This is a genomic window from Arcanobacterium sp. S3PF19 (genome assembly GCF_000758825.1).
Lineage (GTDB): Bacteria > Actinomycetota > Actinomycetes > Actinomycetales > Actinomycetaceae > Arcanobacterium_A.
In genome coordinates this window covers 20,400-36,438 of the sequence record NZ_JRMX01000005.1, presented here as the reverse complement: position 1 = coordinate 36,438, position 16,039 = coordinate 20,400, and the positions used below count along the sequence as shown (strand labels likewise).

The window sequence follows — 16,039 nt, the reverse complement described above, 5'->3', positions numbered from 1 at the left end:
AATTATTTCCTCTTATTCTTCCGCTTCTGCTGTGAATGACGTTTCGGCTGCGCCGCGCTGCCCAAGTGCCGGCCCGCGACACGCTCGTCCACACCGGCATATGCCAGCATATCCGATTCCGCCTGCGCGGCGCCGCCGGCGTCCGCATTGTTGGATTCTCCTGAGTGTGCGGCACGTATCTGACGCACTTTCAGCGTGTGTTCTTTGATGTCCGCATTACGCGCACCCAAAGCAACGGCAAGCGGAGCGGCAATAAATATTGAAGACAGCGTGGAAAGCACCATTCCGATAAACATCACCAAAGCCAGATCACGCAGGGTATCCGCACCGAAAACGCCCACTCCGACCAAGAGCACGGAAATTACGGGGAACAGACCGGTCAGAGACGTATTCAGAGACCGGATCAGTGTCTGGTTAATGGCAAGATTCGCCGATTCCTCAAATGTATAGCGGGACTGCGAACGCAGAGAAACCGTGTTTTCGCGCACCTTGTCGAACACAACCACGGTATCGTAGAGCGAGTATCCGAGAATGGTTAAAATTCCGATAATCGTGGACGGCGTAATTTCCAGTCCCAAAATCCAGTAGATACCGAGCGTGACCACAAAATCGTGCATTAACGCGCCCATTGCGCCCACTGCAATCGTCCACGACCTGAAATAGGCCACCAAAACAATCGATACGGTAACCATAAAGACAATCATGGCGCGGATTGCCTTGTTCAGGATGTCCTGGCCCCAGGACGGACCGATATACGTGGAAGTTACGTCTTTCACGGGAACCCGGTACTCTTTCGCCAGGGATTCCTTTACCTGCTGGGTCTGCCTGTCGTCCAGACGCACGGTCTGGACACGCATTCCGCGTCTGCCTACCGAAGAAACACGCGGGGCATCGTCTTTCCCGATACTCTTTACCACATCCACGGCGGGTTTCTGGGAAGTGTTGTCCGTACCGCTGACGGTAAACTGGGATCCGCCGCGGAATTCAATTCCCAGATTGGGGCTTTTCACCGCAAAGGAAACCAGGGAAAGCAGAATTGCGAGAACCGCAATCGCGAACCAGATCTTTCGCTTTCCGATAATGGCAAACGACTTTTTTCCCGAATATAAATCATTTCCTACCGAATACACAGACATCAGCGTGTACCTCCCGATTTGTCCGTCATGCCTTTCAAAGCCGCGGCTTTTTCCGCCCTGCGTTCTTTTGCTTTCCGTTCGGCAAGACTGAGGTGCGCATCTTCGGCATCGGAAAGATCACTGCCGGATGCTCTGTTTTCCGCGGTTTTCCCTGCCGGGTAATCCGCACTGCCCCGGCGGTCGGCGATTCGGCCGCGCCCGCGGTACAGCGGCGTTTTTGTCAGCTTTTCCCTGTTCAGTCCGGAGAAACGCCGTCCCTGTCCGAAGAAGTCGGTATGGCCGAACAGCTCCATCAGCGGATAGGTAAACATCATCACAACCAACAGATCAAGGACCGTCGTTACGCCCAGGGTAAAGGCAAATCCGCGAACCGAACCGACTGTGAGGATAAACAGCACGGTGGAGGCAATCAGGTTTACGCAGTCGGAAATAATAATCGTACGCTTTGCGCGTTCCCAACCGTGGAAAATGGCTCCCGGCACATTTCGTCCGTCACGCATTTCGTCGCGTATACGCTCAAAATACACAATGAACGAATCGGCAGTCACACCGATCGAAATAATCATTCCCAGCACGCCTGCCATGGAAAGACGGTACCCCATCACCCACGAAAGCAGACAGATCACAAAGTAGGAAAGACCGGTGGACAAAATGATTGAAAGAACCGAAATTACGCCCAGCGCGTGATAGTGCCAGAGCATATAAAGCACAATAACGATCAAACCGATCAGACCGGCAACCAGACCCGCGTAAAGCTGTTCCGAACCGAGAGTGGCGGAAATCTGTTCCTCAGACTGAACTTCAAAATTCAGCGGAAGGGAACCGAAGGAAAGCTGATTCGCCAGGCTCGCGGCGGCGGCGGCCTTGAAATTGCCCGTGATCTGCGCCTGACCGCCCACGATGGGACCGTTGGGCACCGGCGCGCTGATTACCTGCCCGTCGAGCACAATCGCAAACTGATTGAGCGGGCTCTTCATCTTGTAGATCCGGCCGGTAACTTCCGCAAACTTTTTCGCTCCCGCCGCGTCGAACTGCATGCTTACCGCCCATCCGCCGGAGGGATTGCCGTTTGAGTCGGTGGCAAGATTCGACGAGGCTTTCGTCAGATTCGTGCCCTCAATTTCGGCGGGGCCGAGAAGATACTTTACTTTTCCGTCGCTCGAGCAGGAGGCAATGCCCGTCTTGGGATTGTCCGATGTTCCTTTAATGCGTGCCGCTTTCGAACCGCAGTCCAGTCTGTAGGCGTCAAACATCAGCTGTTCGGTGATCCATGCCTGATCGGAACCGTTTTTCGGATCCGAAGCCGGCTTCGAATCCACTTTTCCGTTTCCGTTTGCGTCAACGATCGCCGTCAGTTCCCGGTCGATCTGTGCCGAGGTGAGTTTCGGCGCGGAGGCAGCTGCCTTCTGCACGTCCTTTTCACCGGCTTTTGCCGCTTTCATCTGCGCAATTGCCTTGGAATCAACCGCTTTCGGAGCCAACACGCCGATAACCGGCCGCAGTCTGAGAACAGCGGAGGTACGCACCAAATCAAGCGTTTCTTTCTTGGGCGCACCCGGAATGGCAACAACAATGTTGTGCCCGCCCTGGGCCGAAATTTCGGCTTCCGCCACACCCGAGGCATCCACACGCTGACGGATGATCTCAATTGCCTGATTCACATCATCCTGTGTGATCTGTGATCCGTCTGTGCTTACCGGCGTAAGAATAAGCTGGGTACCGCCTTCCAGATCAAGAGCCAAATCGGGGGTAAATCGGTTTTCTTTCGTCTTTATCCCGGCGTAAACCAATGTTCCGAGCAGCATCGCAATCAGCACAAACAACACCAGAATGCGTTTCACCGACTGCGTGCGAGTTCTTTTTTCCCTTTTTCGAGACACGCGATTAATCTTTTCTTCTCACTGCGGACGAACCGCGAACTAGTTATTTTCAGATTCTTTTTCGGTATCGGATTCGCCCTCCGCTGCGTTTTCCGCCGCCGGCTGCGAGTCATCCCGCGCGTTTTCCTGCCGGTCCAGCTCGGCTGCCTCTTCTTCGCTGACGGCGGCAAAGGGGATATCCATCTGCCCGCGGATCGCGTCTTTCAGCCACACGGTTTCATCTCCGGAAGGCGATTCCAAAGTAACCGCATCCCCGTCGATATCTACAATCCGTCCGAAAAATCCGCCTACGGTAACCACATTATTTCCGACAACCAGCGCCGACTGCTTCTCTTCCCGTGCCCGCGCCTGGGCCTTCTTCCCCGCGCGCGACATAAACAAAAGCATACCGCCGAAAACAACGACCAAAGCGATTAAAGTAATCGGATCCATAGACTCTCCATTTTCTGAAAATAACTCCAACCTAATAGACTTTACCCGTTTTGGGCCTAACTGAAAAGCGTATCGGGCATTTCCGGCATTTCCAGTCCCAAATGCCGCCATGCAGCCTGTGTCGCCACACGTCCGCGGGGAGTGCGGACCAAAAATCCCTCCCGTACCAGATAGGGTTCGGCGACCGTCTCCACCGTTTCCGGTTCCTCCCCCACCGAAACGGCAAGCGTGGTCAAACCTACCGGACCGCCGCCAAAGCGGGTGCAAACCGCGTTCAGCACGGCACGGTCGAGGCGGTCCAAACCGGATTCGTCAACTTCAAATACTTCCAGTGCGGCTCTTGCGGCGGCCAGATCCAACACTCCCGTGCCGCGGACCTGCGCCCAGTCCTGCACGCGGCGCAAAAGACGGTTGGCGATTCGGGGTGTTCCCCTGGAACGCGAAGCTATTTCCAAAGCCGCGTCGGCGCTGATCCGCGCATCCAATTTGACCGCGTTGTTTTCCACGATCTGTGCCAGCTCGGGCACCGCGTAATAATCCAAATGCGCCGTAAAACCAAAACGGTCGCGCAGGGGAGCCGGCAGAAGACCGGCGCGCGTCGTTGCCCCGACCACGGTAAACGCAGGCAGCGGAAGCGGAATGGACGTTGCGCCGGGCCCTTTCCCGACCATCACGTCCACGCGAAAATCTTCCATCGCCAAATACAGCATTTCCTCGGCCGTGCGCGCCAGACGGTGAATTTCGTCGATAAACAGCACATCGCCTTCCTGCAGAGAAGACAGAACAGCCGCCAAATCCCCCGGATGCTGAATGGCCGGGCCGGAAGTGAGACGCAGCGAACCGCCGGCTTCGCCGGCAATAATCATCGCCAGAGTTGTTTTGCCCAGACCGGGCGGCCCGGCAAGCAGCACATGATCCGGTGTTCCTCCCCGGGCCGCAGATGCATCCAAAACCAGTGAAAGCTGGTTGCATACCACGGTCTGCCCCACAAATTCCGTAAGATGTTTCGGACGCAGCGCCGCTTCCTGCGCACGCTCCGTTTCCCCCGCATCCAAACCGGTAACGTTCCAATCATCCATCATTTACATCCGACTTCCCAAAATCTGCAGGGCGCCGCGCAGCAGCTGTGCGGCAGTGCCGGCAGGAATGTTTTGCGCCGCCTGCCCGTATGCCTGCTGCGCGTCACGTTCGTTCCAGCCGAGGTTAACCAACGCCTGTACCACATCGTTTTCCGCGCCGGGAGCGGCGGGAGACACTTTCGGAGCGGATAGGCTTCCCGGACCGAGCCTGTCTCCGATTTCCAGAATCATACGCCGGGCGCCTTTAATCCCTATCCCGGGCACGCGGGTAAGCTCTTTCTCGTTTTTTGCCGCAAGCACCGCCCGCAGTCCGTCGGGGGAAAACACGGTCAGAACCGCGAGGGCGATGCGCGGTCCGATACCGGAGATGCCGGTCAGAACTTCAAATACGCTGCGTTCCTCGGCGTCGGCAAAACCGTAAAGCGTAAGGGAATCTTCCTTCACAACCAGCACGGTCGGCAGCGTTACCGACTCCCCCTCGGTGAGCGTGCTTAGCGTATCGGCAGTGGCGAACACGCAAAAACCTATCCCCCCGACTTCAATTACCGCAGAGGAAGCATTGCGCGAAAGCACCCGTCCCGTCAGCGAAGATATCACCTTACCCCCTTATACCCGCTGTCCGTCTTTTACTGCCCATAGACCGCCGTCCGATCCGTACCCGTAACAGACAATAATATCGAACAGATGTTTTAAGTTAAGTTTAACGCAATTTACCGGGAATGTCGCCTCACTGCACCTCTGCAGGCATTCTCCCGCTGTGCCCGCGCCCACATTTTCTGCGCCGGTGTCAGATCCGGACCCTCGGCGCGCGGGAGCATATTTGCCCCTCCGTGCTGCGCACGGGAAGTTTCGCGCCCGAGAAGCACTCCTTTCCATGCGTGGCAGATGGCAATCGCCAGCGAATCGGCCGCGTCGGCGGGTTTGGCGGGAGCATCCATTTTCAGAATCCGCTGCACCATCAGCTGCACCTGCGACTTTTCCGCCCGCCCGTTACCGCATACCGCGGCCTTCACCTCGGTCGGGGAATACAGCGCCACCGGCAGGGAACGCTGTGCGGCACACAGCATTGCCAGTCCCGCAACCTGGGCGGTGGAAGTCACGGAGAGCACGTTGTCTTTGGCAAATACACGCTCCACGGCAACGGCATCCGGGCGCATAAGACACATTGTCTCGACAAGTTTGTTGTAAATAAGCAGCAGACGCTGCTGCGGGGGCAATTCGGCTTTGGAACGCGCAACCGAGACGTCAATAAGTTTCACCCGACGCCCCCCGGAGAATTCGATAACTCCAAGACCGCATCGGGTGAGACCGGGATCAACGCCGAGAATCCGCAAATCAGTCTTCCGCTTCCAGTTCTTCCATCACGGCGGCCGGAATATCAACGTTGGAATAGACATTCTGAATGTCGTCCAGATCGTCGAGCGCGTCGAGTACTTTCAGCACCTTCTGCGCACCGTCTTTGTCGACGGCCACCTTCACCGAGGGCACAAACTGAACTTCCGCGGAATTGTAGTCGATTCCCGCATCCATCAGGGCGCTGCGCACGGCAACCACGTCATTGGGCGCCGACATCACCTCAAACACATCGCCTTCGTCGTTTACTTCTTCCGCACCCGCGTCCAGCACGGCCAGCAGAATCGAGTCTTCGTCCACACCGTCGGCCTTGGGCACTTCCACCACACCGCGGCGGGCAAACATATAAGACACCGAACCCGGGTCGGCAAGCGTACCGCCGTTGCGTGTCAGGGCCACGCGCACATCGGAAGCGGCGCGGTTGCGGTTATCCGTCAGACACTCGATCAGCACCGCCACACCGCCGGAAGCATAGCCTTCATACATGATGTTTTCATATATGACGCCGTCCTGCCCTTCGCCCGAAGCACGCTTCAGTGCCCTGTCGATGTTGTCGCTCGGCACGGAATTCTTTTTTGCTTTCTGCACCGCATCAAACAGAGTCGGGTTTCCGGCGGGATCCGGACCTCCCGTACGTGCCGCAACTTCGATATTCTTGATCAGACGGGCAAAAAGCTTTCCGCGTTTTGCGTCAATCGCTGCTTTCTTATGCTTTGTGGTGGCCCACTTGGAATGTCCCGACACAGGTTCTCCTTCAAATTTCTCTTTAAGTCCTACTTATTTTACAGTCTTTTCCGGCCCCGGGAAAAGTTTTCCCCGCCGGGTTTCGCCCTTTGGCGGTTATTGCGTGATTTCCCGTGTTTTTCCGTCCCATCCCCGCGCCCAGTGCGCACACATCCGCGCCAGGCCGGGCGGATAAATAACGGTTCCGGCAGCCTGCGCCCGGTTCATCTGCGCAAAGGTCCACCATCTGTATTCGTCGAGCACGTGCTTTTCCAGATAGGTCAGATTTCTGTTTTTCCCCTTCAGCAGCAGATCCGCCTCATTTTGCGTAACACGCAGCAGAAAATATGTTTCGTCCTGTTTACGCACCTCGCGAACGAAATTAAACGTGCAGCGGCGCAGAAGCACCGGACCGGTAAGCCGGCTGACAGACACGGACAGCCCGGTTTCCTCGGCAAGTTCGCGCACAGCCGTTTCGCGCAGACTCTCCCCGTTTTCCATCCCGCCTCCGACAGTGAACCACCAGCAGTGATTCCTATCGGCGTAGTCATGGCCGAAAATCAGAAAACAGCGGTCGCATGGATCCAGCAGAACCACCCGCGCCGCCTGCCTGTGCGGGTAGCCGTCGGCATCCACGGGCCAGTTCCCGGCCACATCGCGGGCGGCAGCGGCCGTCAGATCCGTTTCGCTGCGTTCTTCGCTCATTTTCCGTCCCCGTCTTTCCCCGTTCCTGTTTTCAGCGGTCATCCAGATCAACGGTTTTCGGCATCTGCACAGATCCCGCAAGACGGAATATGCGTGCCGTCGGCGTGGCGTGCACGCGGCGTGCCTGAGTGACGTGTATGTTGTGGAATCTGCGGATCATCCGCAGATCTTCGCGTTTTTCGGCAAGTGCGGCAATTTCGCGCGCGGACGCCGCGCTCAGTGTTTTTGCCTCCAGGGGATCTATAACCCGGCGGATTACGCGCGAAAGCTCCGATTCGGCAAGCAGACGCCGTTCGCACTCTTCGGGATCTGCCGGGGAAAAAAGTTTTTCCCCGCTCACCTGCGCCAAATTATCCGCACACAGCCCGATCCCCGCAAGCTGCGCGGCGGCGGCAGCGGTCTCGTCCAGCAGCCGGGCATTTTCCGCGTTCAGCTCCGGTATTTTTGCGCACCTGCGTGCCGCGGCGGCTCTGGCGGCCAGCGCCGCCTCCGTCAGAATTCTGCTTTTCAGCACCGTTGTGTGCAGATAGGTAAGTTTCCTCGCCCGCACCGCGGCACTGAGCGCAAACAGCGCACACAGCAGAAAAACCGCCAAAACAAGAACTTTCACCGTCACGCGCACTCCTTCGGCCCGTAAATTTTACGCGCGGTTTCGTACACGCGCAGAATCTGCGTCGCCACGGACGACCAGTCGTATTTCCACGCATGGGAATTGGCCTCCGAAGAAAGCTTTTCGCGCAATTGCGGCTGTTCCAGGGCCGCAATCACGGTATCTGCCAAGTCCTGCGGATCTTCATTGCGAAAATGCAGACCGTATCTGCCGTTTTCCAGCACGGCACGGAAAGCCGGAATGTCCGACGCCACAATTGCCGCTCCGGCCGCCATCGCCTCCACAAGAATAATCCCAAAGGATTCCCCGCCGGTGTTCGGCGCCAGATACAGATCCGCGCTTCCCAGCAGGGCGGCCTTTTGCGAATCGGAGACGGCACCCAAAAATTCCGTCTGTGCGCCCAGGGGCCCAAAGAGTTTCCCGGCTTTGGCAATATCCCCTCTTCCCGCCACGAATAATTTTGCCCGCGGGAACTTTTCCGCTATTTTCGGAAAAGCTTTCGCAACCAGATGCAGACCTTTGCGCGGTTCGTCAATTCTCCCCAGAAAAGCAAGCGTCGGGGCGCCGGCGGTGCCGGCAAAACGGGGGTCTTTTTTCTCCGAAAGAAGACCGGAAATTTTCACGCCGTTGGGAATCACCCATGCGTCTGCGCCGAAATGCTGCACCGCGGTTCGGCGCGCCTCTTCGGAAACCGCAATCCGGGCCTGAATTTTATCCAGCAGCGGCACAATCAAAGGTGCGGTAAGCGAAAGGGCAAGAAATTTATCCCCTGCCGTGTGAAAGGTGGACACCACCGGGCATTTTGCGTTCATCAGCGCCAGCATTGACGCCGAGGGCGTAAAAGGTTCGTGGACGTGCAGCACGTCAAAATCTCCGGCATTCAGCCACATGCGCACGCGGCGGTTGACTTTTGCGCCGAACGCAATCCTGGCTACCGAGCCGTTGTAGCGGATCGGGATTGCCCGCCCGACCGGAAAGACAAAAGGCTCCAACTCTTCCGGTTTTTTCCCCGAGGGAGCAAGCACACTGACTTCATGGCCCCGGGAAATGAGTTCCCGTGCCAGGTCGCGCACGTGAATCTGCACGCCGCCGGGCACGTCCCAGGAATAACCGCACGCAATTCCGATCTTCACCGCACAGATTCCCGTCTGAAACTGTCTTTTCCGCAGGCAGGGGCGCCCGCCGCGGCCAAGCGCGCCGGGTCGAGATCCTCGGTAAACACTTTCTGCAGCATATACCACTGTTCAGGATATTCCGTGAGGAACTTTTCAGCCTGATTCATCCATTTTTGGCAAAGATCGCGCAGAATTTCCGCGGACGGTTTTTCCTTTCCCCGATATTTTGGGGGAACCGGAATGGGTTCTCCGACGGTGATCCTTATCCCCCACGGCGAACCCGCCCGGCGGACACGGTCACGGTCGGAGGAAAAATTTTCTTCACGGATAAAAACCGGGATCAGAGGCACGCCCAGACGCACAGCCAAAATAGCCGCTCCCGGCGCTACCCGAATTGTTTTTCCGCACAGGGAAACCTCCACCCCCGTCGCGGAAAGGTCACGGTCGCACAGCAAAGGCACCAGACATTTTCCGCCGCGCATATCCGCAGTCAGCTTCCCGATGGAATTCCCGCCTTTCACGGCCTGGTAGATCGTCATTCCCAGTTTTCGGCGGAAATCCAAAAAATAATCCGCCAATTCGGGCGGACTCAGTTTTTCCGCAATGGTATGCACGGGCGCAAGCTCCATATTTGCCCACGCGCCGGCCAAATCCCAATTTCCGCAGTGCAGAAGGGCCGCAGCGGCCGAACCGCTCCGAAGCCGGGCACGCAGAACGGAAAGATTATCTACCCGCACCCGGGCACGGATCTGCCCGGCAGTGAGAGCGGGAAGCCGGAGCGATCCGTGATAGTAACGCAGGTAGGAGCGCATTATCCGCGCGGAACGCAGACGCTGCCCCGGGCCCGAAGACAGGGGCGCAATCCGCCGGCAGTTTTTCCGCAGCCGGCGCACGCCGCGAAGATTGGATAATCCCGCCGCCGTGCCGATCAGTTCAAAAACGGTACGCGACAGAGTCTCGGGCACCTTATCCGTAAACGCCTGTGCCCACAGAAACAGTTTCACTTTATTCATCGGGACACCTGCCGCAGCGAGGCGCACTGCCGATACACGGTATATATCCGCTGTGCGGATGTTATCGCGGCAAGAAAAGCCAAAATCCACATTCCGACAGCCAGAATCCATTCACTCAGTCCGCATCCGACCAAAAAAACGCAGATACCGGTGAAAGCCAGCCTGTCGGCGCGCTCGGCAATCCCGATCGCAGCATTCATCCCCACGGCTTCGGCCCGCGCACGGGCGTAAGGCACAACCGATCCGAAAATGAGCGCCGCCAGAGTGCCGCCCAAAATCCATACCCGGCATCCGGCATCCGCCCACAGATAAGCCCAGATCAGAATTCCGGCATTGACCGCCGCATCCGCAATCCGATCCATCGTGGAATCCAAAAATGCACCCCATTTGCTGTCGGTGTGCGTGGAGCGGGCGATCTGCCCGTCCAGATTGTCGAATATCACGAGCACTGCGGCAACCACCGTACCCGTACGCAGATATCCCAGCGGGAAAAAGGTAAGAACGGCAACCACCGTAAGCACTGTGCCAAGGACCGTAACCGTATTGGCAGAGATTCCGATTCTGACGAAAATACGTGCGACCGGCCCAAAAAGTATCCGCGCCAAAGGACGTCCCGTACGGCTCAGCATCTGTTTTCCTCCTCAGAAGTCTGCCCCGCGGCAGATTTTGCACACAAAATATGTTCCGCCCTACTGATTTGCGTGTGTCCTAATCTGCTCCGTGATCCGTGCTATGGCCTCGTCAACGGGAACACAGTTATCCTGCGATCCGTCACGCATTCTGAAGGAAACGGCGTTGTTTTCCGCATCCTGACCGCCGGCGATCAGCGTAAAGGGGATTTTGTCGCGCGAGGCGTTTCGGATCTTCTTCGGGAACCGGTCGCCGGATTTGTCTACTTCCGTGCGTACGCCAAGTTCGCGCAGCCTCTCGGCAATGCCGTCCAGATATCCGTCGAAAGCATCCGCTACGGGCACGCAGCGTACCTGCACCGGTGCCAGCCAGGCCGGGAATGCCCCCGCGTAATGTTCGGTGAGTACGCCGAAGAAACGCTCGATGGAACCGAACAGGGCACGGTGAATCATCACCGGACGCTGTCTGGAACCGTCGGGGGCGGTATATTCCAGAGCGAAACGCTGCGGCAGATTAAAATCAAGCTGAATTGTGGACATCTGCCATGTGCGGCCCAGCGCGTCGCGCGCCTGCACCGAAATTTTCGGTCCGTAGAATGCCGCGCCCTGCGGATCCGGAATCAGTTCCAGACCGGATTCGGCGGCAACCTGCGCCAGTGTTTGGGTTGCTTCCTCCCACAGGGCATCGTCACCCACAAATTTCTTCGGGTCTTTCGTCGAAAGTTCCAGATAAAAATCATTCAGGCCGTAGTCTTTCAGCAGATCCAGCACGAATGTCAGAAGCCGGGAAAGCTCGTCCTTCATCTGCCCGCGGGTGCAGTAAATGTGCGCATCGTCCTGCGTGAAACCGCGCGCCCGCGTCAGACCGTGGATCACTCCCGATTTTTCGTTGCGGTAAACCGTGCCGAATTCAAACAGGCGCAGCGGAAGCTCCCTGTAGGAGCGGCCGCGGGAACGGTAGATGAGATTGTGCATCGGGCAGTTCATGGGCTTGAGGTAATAATCCGCGCCCTGCTTGGTCACATTCCCTTCCGCGTCGCGTTCCTCGTCCAGATGCATCGGAGGGTACATCCCCTCGGCGTAAAAATCCAGATGGCCCGAGGTTTCAAACAGATTCGCTTTCGTGATATGCGGCGTGTTCACAAACGAATAGCCTGCTTTGAGATGCTTTTCGCGTGAATAATTTTCCATTTCCATCCGCACAATCCCGCCTTTGGGATGGAATACCGCCAAACCGGAACCGATCTCGTCGGGGAAGGAAAACAAATCCAGTTCCGCACCCAGTTTACGGTGATCCCTGCGTTCGGATTCGGCAATCCGCTCCCGGTAGGCAATCAGATCTTCTTTGGTGGCCCACGCCGTTCCGTATATCCGCTGCAGCGAATCGTTGTTTTGGTCTCCCCGCCAATAGGCTGCCGAAGAACGCGTCAGGGCAAATCCGTTTCCGATCAGCTTCGTATTGGGAAGGTGCGGCCCGCGGCAGAGATCTTTCCAGGCCACTTCCCCGTTGCGGCGGACGTTGTCGTAAATCGTCAGCTCTGTGCCGCCGACTTCCACGGACGCGCCGTCTGCGGCAAGATTGTTGTCCGCATCGCTGCCGCCCTTCATTCCGACCAGCTCTATTTTATAGGGCTGGTCTGCCAGTTCGCGGCGGGCTTCCTCCTCCGTTACCCGGCGGCGGACAAAACGCTGCCCTTCCCGGACAATCCGTTTCATATCTTTTTCCAGCTCTTTGAGCAGCTCCGGCGTGACCGCCCCAATATTGCCGAAATCATAGTAAAAACCGTCCGTAATAAACGGCCCGATTCCCAAATTCACCTCGGGGAACTTATTCTGCACCGCCTGCGCGAGCACGTGTGTGGCAGAGTGTCGCAGAATATTCAGGCCGTCCGGGGAATCGATCCGTACCGACTCCACCTGCGCGCCTTCAGGAAACGTATCCAAAGATACGGCCAAATCCTTAAGTTCGCCGTTTACCCGCAAAGCCACGATTTTTCTGTCTGCGGAAAAATAATCGATTCCGTTTTCCGGCGTATTGATCTCTACAGTTTCGCCGTCAATAACGAGTTTCACTCTACCTCCTCAAAGCGCAGATACGAAACAGGGGTACCTGCATGGAACTTTCGTAACCAGCTTACCCTGTTCTTCCTCCTAATTCTTCCGCCACGGCGGGACGTGCCGAATCTAACCCGAAACCGATCCTTAAATACCGTTCCCCTTTGCGTTAGTCTGTTTATATGGCATTAAGTGTATTTGATCTGTTTTCCATTGGCATCGGTCCGTCTTCGTCCCACACGGTCGGTCCGATGCGCGCTGCGAATATGTTTCTGCGCACACTTGCCCCGCGGCTGGAAAAGACGGTCCGCGTAAACTGCGTTTTATACGGTTCGCTGGGCTATACGGGAAAAGGGCACGGCACGGATACGGCTGTAATCCTTGGTCTGATGGGAGAAACACCGGAAACCGCAGACCCGCGCCAAACACAGGAAACACTGGCCCGGATTCGCACTTCCGGACGGCTTGACCTGGACAGGCGTCACCCGATCGACTTCAGGGAAGAAACCGACATCGAGCTGAAGGGGGAAATCGAACTTCCCGCACACCCAAACGGAATGCGCCTGGAAGCCTTCGACGGCGCCGGGCGGCTCTTGGAATCCGCCTATTACTATTCCGTGGGCGGCGGGTTTGTGGTCGGCGGAGACGCCGGGTCCATGAACAGCGTGCAGCCTGCCAAAGACGGCACGGCCGTCCCCTATCCCTATCGGAGCATGACCGAGCTCCTGGAAATCTGCCGGAAGAACGGACTTACGATCGCGCAGGCGGCTTTGGAAAACGAACTCGTTTGGCGCAGCAGGGAAGAAATCCGCAGCGGGCTGCTTGAGATCCGCAGCGTTATGGATCAGTGTATCGACAACGGTCTGCACACCCGGGGAATTCTTCCCGGCGGACTGCACGTTCCCCGGCGGGCACCGGAGCTGTTTGCCAAACTCGGCGCGGAAGGGAAAACCGCCGATCCGCTGGCAGGCATGGATTGGCTCACGCTGTACGCACTTGCGGTAAACGAAGAAAACGCCGCAGGGGGCAGGATCGTCACCGCCCCCACAAACGGAGCCGCGGGCATTATTCCGGCGGTGCTGCGCTATTACAACGATTTTATCCGCGCAGAAGACGAAGAGGGAATTATTTCTTTCTTCCTTACCGCAGGTGCAATCGGCATTATTTTCAAAACCATGGCCTCCATCTCGGGCGCGGAAGTCGGCTGCCAGGGCGAAGTTGGTTCGGCGTGTTCAATGGCGGCAGGCGCAATGGCCGCCATTTTGGGCGGCACGCCGGAACAGATTGAAAACGCGGCCGAAATCGGAATGGAGCACAACCTCGGACTGACGTGTGATCCGATTGCCGGACTCGTGCAGATTCCCTGTATCGAACGCAATGCCATTGCGGCGGTAAAAGCGGTGGCGGCAGCGCGCACGGCACTGCGCGGAGACGGAAAACATCTGGTTTCCCTGGATTCGGTGATTAAGACGATGCGGGAGACCGGTTTGGATATGCAGTCAAAATACAAAGAGACTTCTCTCGGCGGTCTGGCCGTAAACGTGACCATATGCTAGGTTTGCCCTCCGTTTCCCCCTCCCTCTTTCCGTTTCGCCTTCCCCGGCCGTTTCCGCATCCCGCGCGCCGGGGAAAACACGCCCGAAAGAAAATGGGCACACAATGCTTATCTGCCCCGCAGGGAACGTGTTCGGGCGCATCCGAATGGGAACGGGCCGCACACGGAATTCAGTTTCTTCCGGCGTTTTAGTACACTGATTTTATGAAAACACCCACCGGATACTCCCATATACCCTTTTCACGCTTTTGCGCGGTTGCCCTGATCGGGGCAGTGGCGGGCATTTTGGCCGGTATGTTCGGCGTGGGCGGCGGAATGGTAATTGTTCCCGCACTTACGGCAGTAATGGGAATGACGCAGCGCCGCGCGGCGGCCACCTCCCTTGCCGCCATTATTGTTACTTCCGCCGCCGGAGCGCTGTCCTACGGATTGGCCGGAGAGGTTTGCCTGCCCGCCATGCTCTGTGTATCCTGCGGAGCCATATGCGGCACGCAGATCGGCACGTGGCTGCTGCGAATACTGCCGGAAAGAATTCTGCCGTGGATTTTCTGCGCCTTTGCCTGCTGCATTATCGTTGCCGAACAGTTTCATGTTTCCGTGCGCGAATCGCGGATTGAAATTAGTTTTGTCTCCGTTTTGCTGATGATCGGAATCGGGATTGTTTCCGGAACTTTTGCCGGACTGGTCGGCGTGGGCGGCGGCGGAATTATCGTTCCCGGACTGGAACTGCTGGCCGGCGCCGGGGATTTGCTTGCCCGCGGCACGTCACTGCTGGTAATGATCCCCACCTCGCTCAGCGGAACGGCAGCCAATCTCAGACACCGCGTGGCAGATCTGCGCACCGGGCTTGTGATTGGCGTAACTGCCACACTGACCACTCCCTGCGGAGTGAAAATGGCACAGTGGATCACACCCCGCACAGGGTCGTATCTGTTCAGCCTGTTTCTGATTGCGATGATAGTCAGCACACTGCTGAAGGGAAAAAGAAAAGCCGGGAAAAACTCCCGGCTCTGAACCGTATTCACATTGGTGGGCGGTACTGGGATCGAACCAGCGACCTCTTCCGTGTCAGGGAAACGCGCTACCGCTGCGCTAACCGCCCAATGCTGCCCACAGAAAGTGGAGGTGGGTACGGGATTCGAACCCGTGTATACGGCTTTGCAGGCCGCTGCCTCGCCTCTCGGCCAACCCACCACGTAGTTAAGCAGACCTTCTGCCGGCTATCGAGCGGATGACGGGACTCGAACCCGCGACCCCAACCTTGGCAAGGTTGTGCTCTACCAACTGAGCTACATCCGCAGAACATCGCCGGCAAAGAGTCGTTTTGCTGCGACTTGATTACTATATCCACTTTGCCTGCGAAATGTCCAGTCCCCCATCGTGGCCTACGCCACTTCCCCACGCCTGCCCGCACGCCTTTCCGCGCGCCTGCGCAAAAACCTGTCCGCCCGTGCGCACAGAACTTTTCCGCCCGTGCGCACACAGCGGAAAACTCACCGGGGATGCGAAACCCGAAAGATCCGGAAGAAAAGAAAACAAAAGGACGGAAACGGAGAAAACACCGGAAATTTACCGGAGGTGTCCGACAACACACCCCAAATAGGATATGCGATTATCGGTATCCGGTTTCGATGGTCTATAATCGACTGGTAACTTTCGGGCGATTGGCGCAGTGGTAGCGCGCTTCCTTCACACGGAAGAGGTCATGGGTTCGAACCCCATATCGCCCACTTTCAATGCTTATTGCGCACACA

General features: G+C 57.2%; 15 protein-coding genes and 4 tRNA genes. 3 read left to right on the top strand and 16 right to left on the bottom strand.

Features of this window, described 5'->3' with window-relative positions:
* Positions 1 to 2: 2 nt before the first annotated feature.
* The 13 genes from secF to thrS form a co-directional block, all read right to left on the bottom strand.
* Positions 3 to 1,136 (bottom strand): protein translocase subunit SecF, encoded by a 1,134-nt coding sequence (gene secF, locus HMPREF1631_RS00645; RefSeq protein ID WP_034231143.1) that lies wholly within the window; start codon positions 1,134 to 1,136, stop codon positions 3 to 5.
* The gene (gene secD, locus HMPREF1631_RS00640) at positions 1,136 to 2,977 is read right to left on the bottom strand and encodes a protein translocase subunit SecD (RefSeq protein WP_232215378.1); all 1,842 of its coding nucleotides are present in this window, start codon (positions 2,975 to 2,977) and stop codon (positions 1,136 to 1,138) included. The genes secF and secD overlap by 1 nt, the downstream gene beginning before the upstream one ends.
* A gap of 78 nt (positions 2,978 to 3,055) precedes the next feature.
* Complete coding sequence (locus HMPREF1631_RS00635; protein ID WP_052046892.1) at positions 3,056 to 3,448, bottom strand: preprotein translocase subunit YajC; 393 nt, start codon at positions 3,446 to 3,448, stop codon at positions 3,056 to 3,058.
* 56 nt (positions 3,449 to 3,504) lie between these two features.
* Positions 3,505 to 4,527 (bottom strand): Holliday junction branch migration DNA helicase RuvB, encoded by a 1,023-nt coding sequence (gene ruvB / locus HMPREF1631_RS00630; RefSeq protein WP_369794714.1) that lies wholly within the window; start codon positions 4,525 to 4,527, stop codon positions 3,505 to 3,507.
* A 3-nt stretch (positions 4,528 to 4,530) separates the two neighbouring features.
* The gene (gene ruvA / locus HMPREF1631_RS00625; RefSeq protein WP_034231137.1) at positions 4,531 to 5,124 is read right to left on the bottom strand and encodes a Holliday junction branch migration protein RuvA; all 594 of its coding nucleotides are present in this window, start codon (positions 5,122 to 5,124) and stop codon (positions 4,531 to 4,533) included.
* Positions 5,125 to 5,237: 113 nt separating this feature from the next.
* The gene (ruvC, locus tag HMPREF1631_RS00620; protein ID WP_034231135.1) at positions 5,238 to 5,861 is read right to left on the bottom strand and encodes a crossover junction endodeoxyribonuclease RuvC; all 624 of its coding nucleotides are present in this window, start codon (positions 5,859 to 5,861) and stop codon (positions 5,238 to 5,240) included.
* 1 nt (position 5,862) lies between these two features.
* Positions 5,863 to 6,624: a YebC/PmpR family DNA-binding transcriptional regulator gene (locus tag HMPREF1631_RS00615; protein WP_034231132.1), complete on the bottom strand. Its 762-nt coding sequence runs from the start codon at positions 6,622 to 6,624 to the stop codon at positions 5,863 to 5,865.
* Between the two features lie 96 nt (positions 6,625 to 6,720).
* Positions 6,721 to 7,308, bottom strand: coding sequence for an NUDIX hydrolase (locus tag HMPREF1631_RS00610; protein ID WP_034231426.1), 588 nt, complete (start codon positions 7,306 to 7,308; stop codon positions 6,721 to 6,723).
* A 31-nt stretch (positions 7,309 to 7,339) separates the two neighbouring features.
* Positions 7,340 to 7,924 (bottom strand): hypothetical protein, encoded by a 585-nt coding sequence (locus HMPREF1631_RS00605; RefSeq protein WP_034231130.1) that lies wholly within the window; start codon positions 7,922 to 7,924, stop codon positions 7,340 to 7,342.
* Entirely contained in the window at positions 7,921 to 9,051 is a 1,131-nt protein-coding gene (locus tag HMPREF1631_RS00600; RefSeq protein WP_034231128.1) for a glycosyltransferase family 4 protein, read from the bottom strand. Before HMPREF1631_RS00600 ends, HMPREF1631_RS00605 begins: the two co-directional genes overlap by 4 nt.
* Complete coding sequence (locus HMPREF1631_RS00595; protein WP_052046890.1) at positions 9,048 to 10,046, bottom strand: phosphatidylinositol mannoside acyltransferase; 999 nt, start codon at positions 10,044 to 10,046, stop codon at positions 9,048 to 9,050. The genes HMPREF1631_RS00600 and HMPREF1631_RS00595 overlap by 4 nt, the downstream gene beginning before the upstream one ends.
* Positions 10,043 to 10,675, bottom strand: coding sequence for a phosphatidylinositol phosphate synthase (gene pgsA / locus HMPREF1631_RS00590; protein ID WP_034231125.1), 633 nt, complete (start codon positions 10,673 to 10,675; stop codon positions 10,043 to 10,045). The genes HMPREF1631_RS00595 and pgsA overlap by 4 nt, the downstream gene beginning before the upstream one ends.
* Before the next feature lie 60 nt (positions 10,676 to 10,735).
* Positions 10,736 to 12,748 carry a threonine--tRNA ligase gene (gene thrS, locus HMPREF1631_RS00585; protein WP_034231124.1) on the bottom strand — a complete coding sequence of 671 codons (2,013 nt, stop codon included), beginning with the start codon at positions 12,746 to 12,748 and terminating at the stop codon, positions 10,736 to 10,738.
* A 164-nt stretch (positions 12,749 to 12,912) separates the two neighbouring features.
* Here thrS and HMPREF1631_RS00580 point away from each other — a divergent pair, with 164 nt between their 5' ends.
* Together HMPREF1631_RS00580 and HMPREF1631_RS00570 are read left to right on the top strand one after the other, a co-directional pair.
* Positions 12,913 to 14,286: an L-serine ammonia-lyase gene (locus HMPREF1631_RS00580; RefSeq protein ID WP_034231122.1), complete on the top strand. Its 1,374-nt coding sequence runs from the start codon at positions 12,913 to 12,915 to the stop codon at positions 14,284 to 14,286.
* A gap of 203 nt (positions 14,287 to 14,489) precedes the next feature.
* A complete protein-coding gene (locus HMPREF1631_RS00570) occupies positions 14,490 to 15,299 on the top strand; it encodes a sulfite exporter TauE/SafE family protein (RefSeq protein ID WP_034231117.1) in 810 nt (269 codons plus the stop codon).
* 13 nt (positions 15,300 to 15,312) lie between these two features.
* Here the strand turns inward: HMPREF1631_RS00570 and HMPREF1631_RS00565 are convergent.
* The 3 genes from HMPREF1631_RS00565 to HMPREF1631_RS00555 all read right to left on the bottom strand — a co-directional run bounded on the left by HMPREF1631_RS00565 (position 15,313) and on the right by HMPREF1631_RS00555 (position 15,584).
* A tRNA-Val gene (locus HMPREF1631_RS00565) sits at positions 15,313 to 15,387 on the bottom strand.
* 18 nt (positions 15,388 to 15,405) lie between these two features.
* Positions 15,406 to 15,479, bottom strand: a tRNA-Cys gene (locus HMPREF1631_RS00560).
* Positions 15,480 to 15,511: 32 nt separating this feature from the next.
* Positions 15,512 to 15,584: transfer RNA gene (locus HMPREF1631_RS00555), tRNA-Gly, on the bottom strand.
* A 359-nt stretch (positions 15,585 to 15,943) separates the two neighbouring features.
* On the opposite strand from HMPREF1631_RS00555, the gene HMPREF1631_RS00545 reads away from it, so the two are divergent.
* A tRNA-Val gene (locus HMPREF1631_RS00545) sits at positions 15,944 to 16,015 on the top strand.
* The last annotated feature ends 24 nt before the right edge of the window (positions 16,016 to 16,039 follow it).

Excerpts from the sequence above, each read along its gene's own strand:
- HMPREF1631_RS00635 (WP_052046892.1), bottom strand. The coding sequence starts at position 3,448 with ATGGATCCGATTACTTTAATCGCTTTGGTCGTTGTTTTCGGCGGTATG.
- ruvB (WP_369794714.1), bottom strand. The coding sequence starts at position 4,527 with ATGGATGATTGGAACGTTACCGGTTTGGATGCGGGGGAAACGGAGCGT.
- HMPREF1631_RS00610 (WP_034231426.1), bottom strand. The coding sequence starts at position 7,308 with ATGAGCGAAGAACGCAGCGAAACGGATCTGACGGCCGCTGCCGCCCGC.
- HMPREF1631_RS00580 (WP_034231122.1), top strand. The coding sequence starts at position 12,913 with ATGGCATTAAGTGTATTTGATCTGTTTTCCATTGGCATCGGTCCGTCT.
- secF (WP_034231143.1), bottom strand. The coding sequence starts at position 1,136 with ATGTCTGTGTATTCGGTAGGAAATGATTTATATTCGGGAAAAAAGTCG.
- HMPREF1631_RS00595 (WP_052046890.1), bottom strand. The coding sequence starts at position 10,046 with ATGAATAAAGTGAAACTGTTTCTGTGGGCACAGGCGTTTACGGATAAG.
- pgsA (WP_034231125.1), bottom strand. The coding sequence starts at position 10,675 with ATGCTGAGCCGTACGGGACGTCCTTTGGCGCGGATACTTTTTGGGCCG.
- HMPREF1631_RS00570 (WP_034231117.1), top strand. The coding sequence starts at position 14,490 with ATGAAAACACCCACCGGATACTCCCATATACCCTTTTCACGCTTTTGC.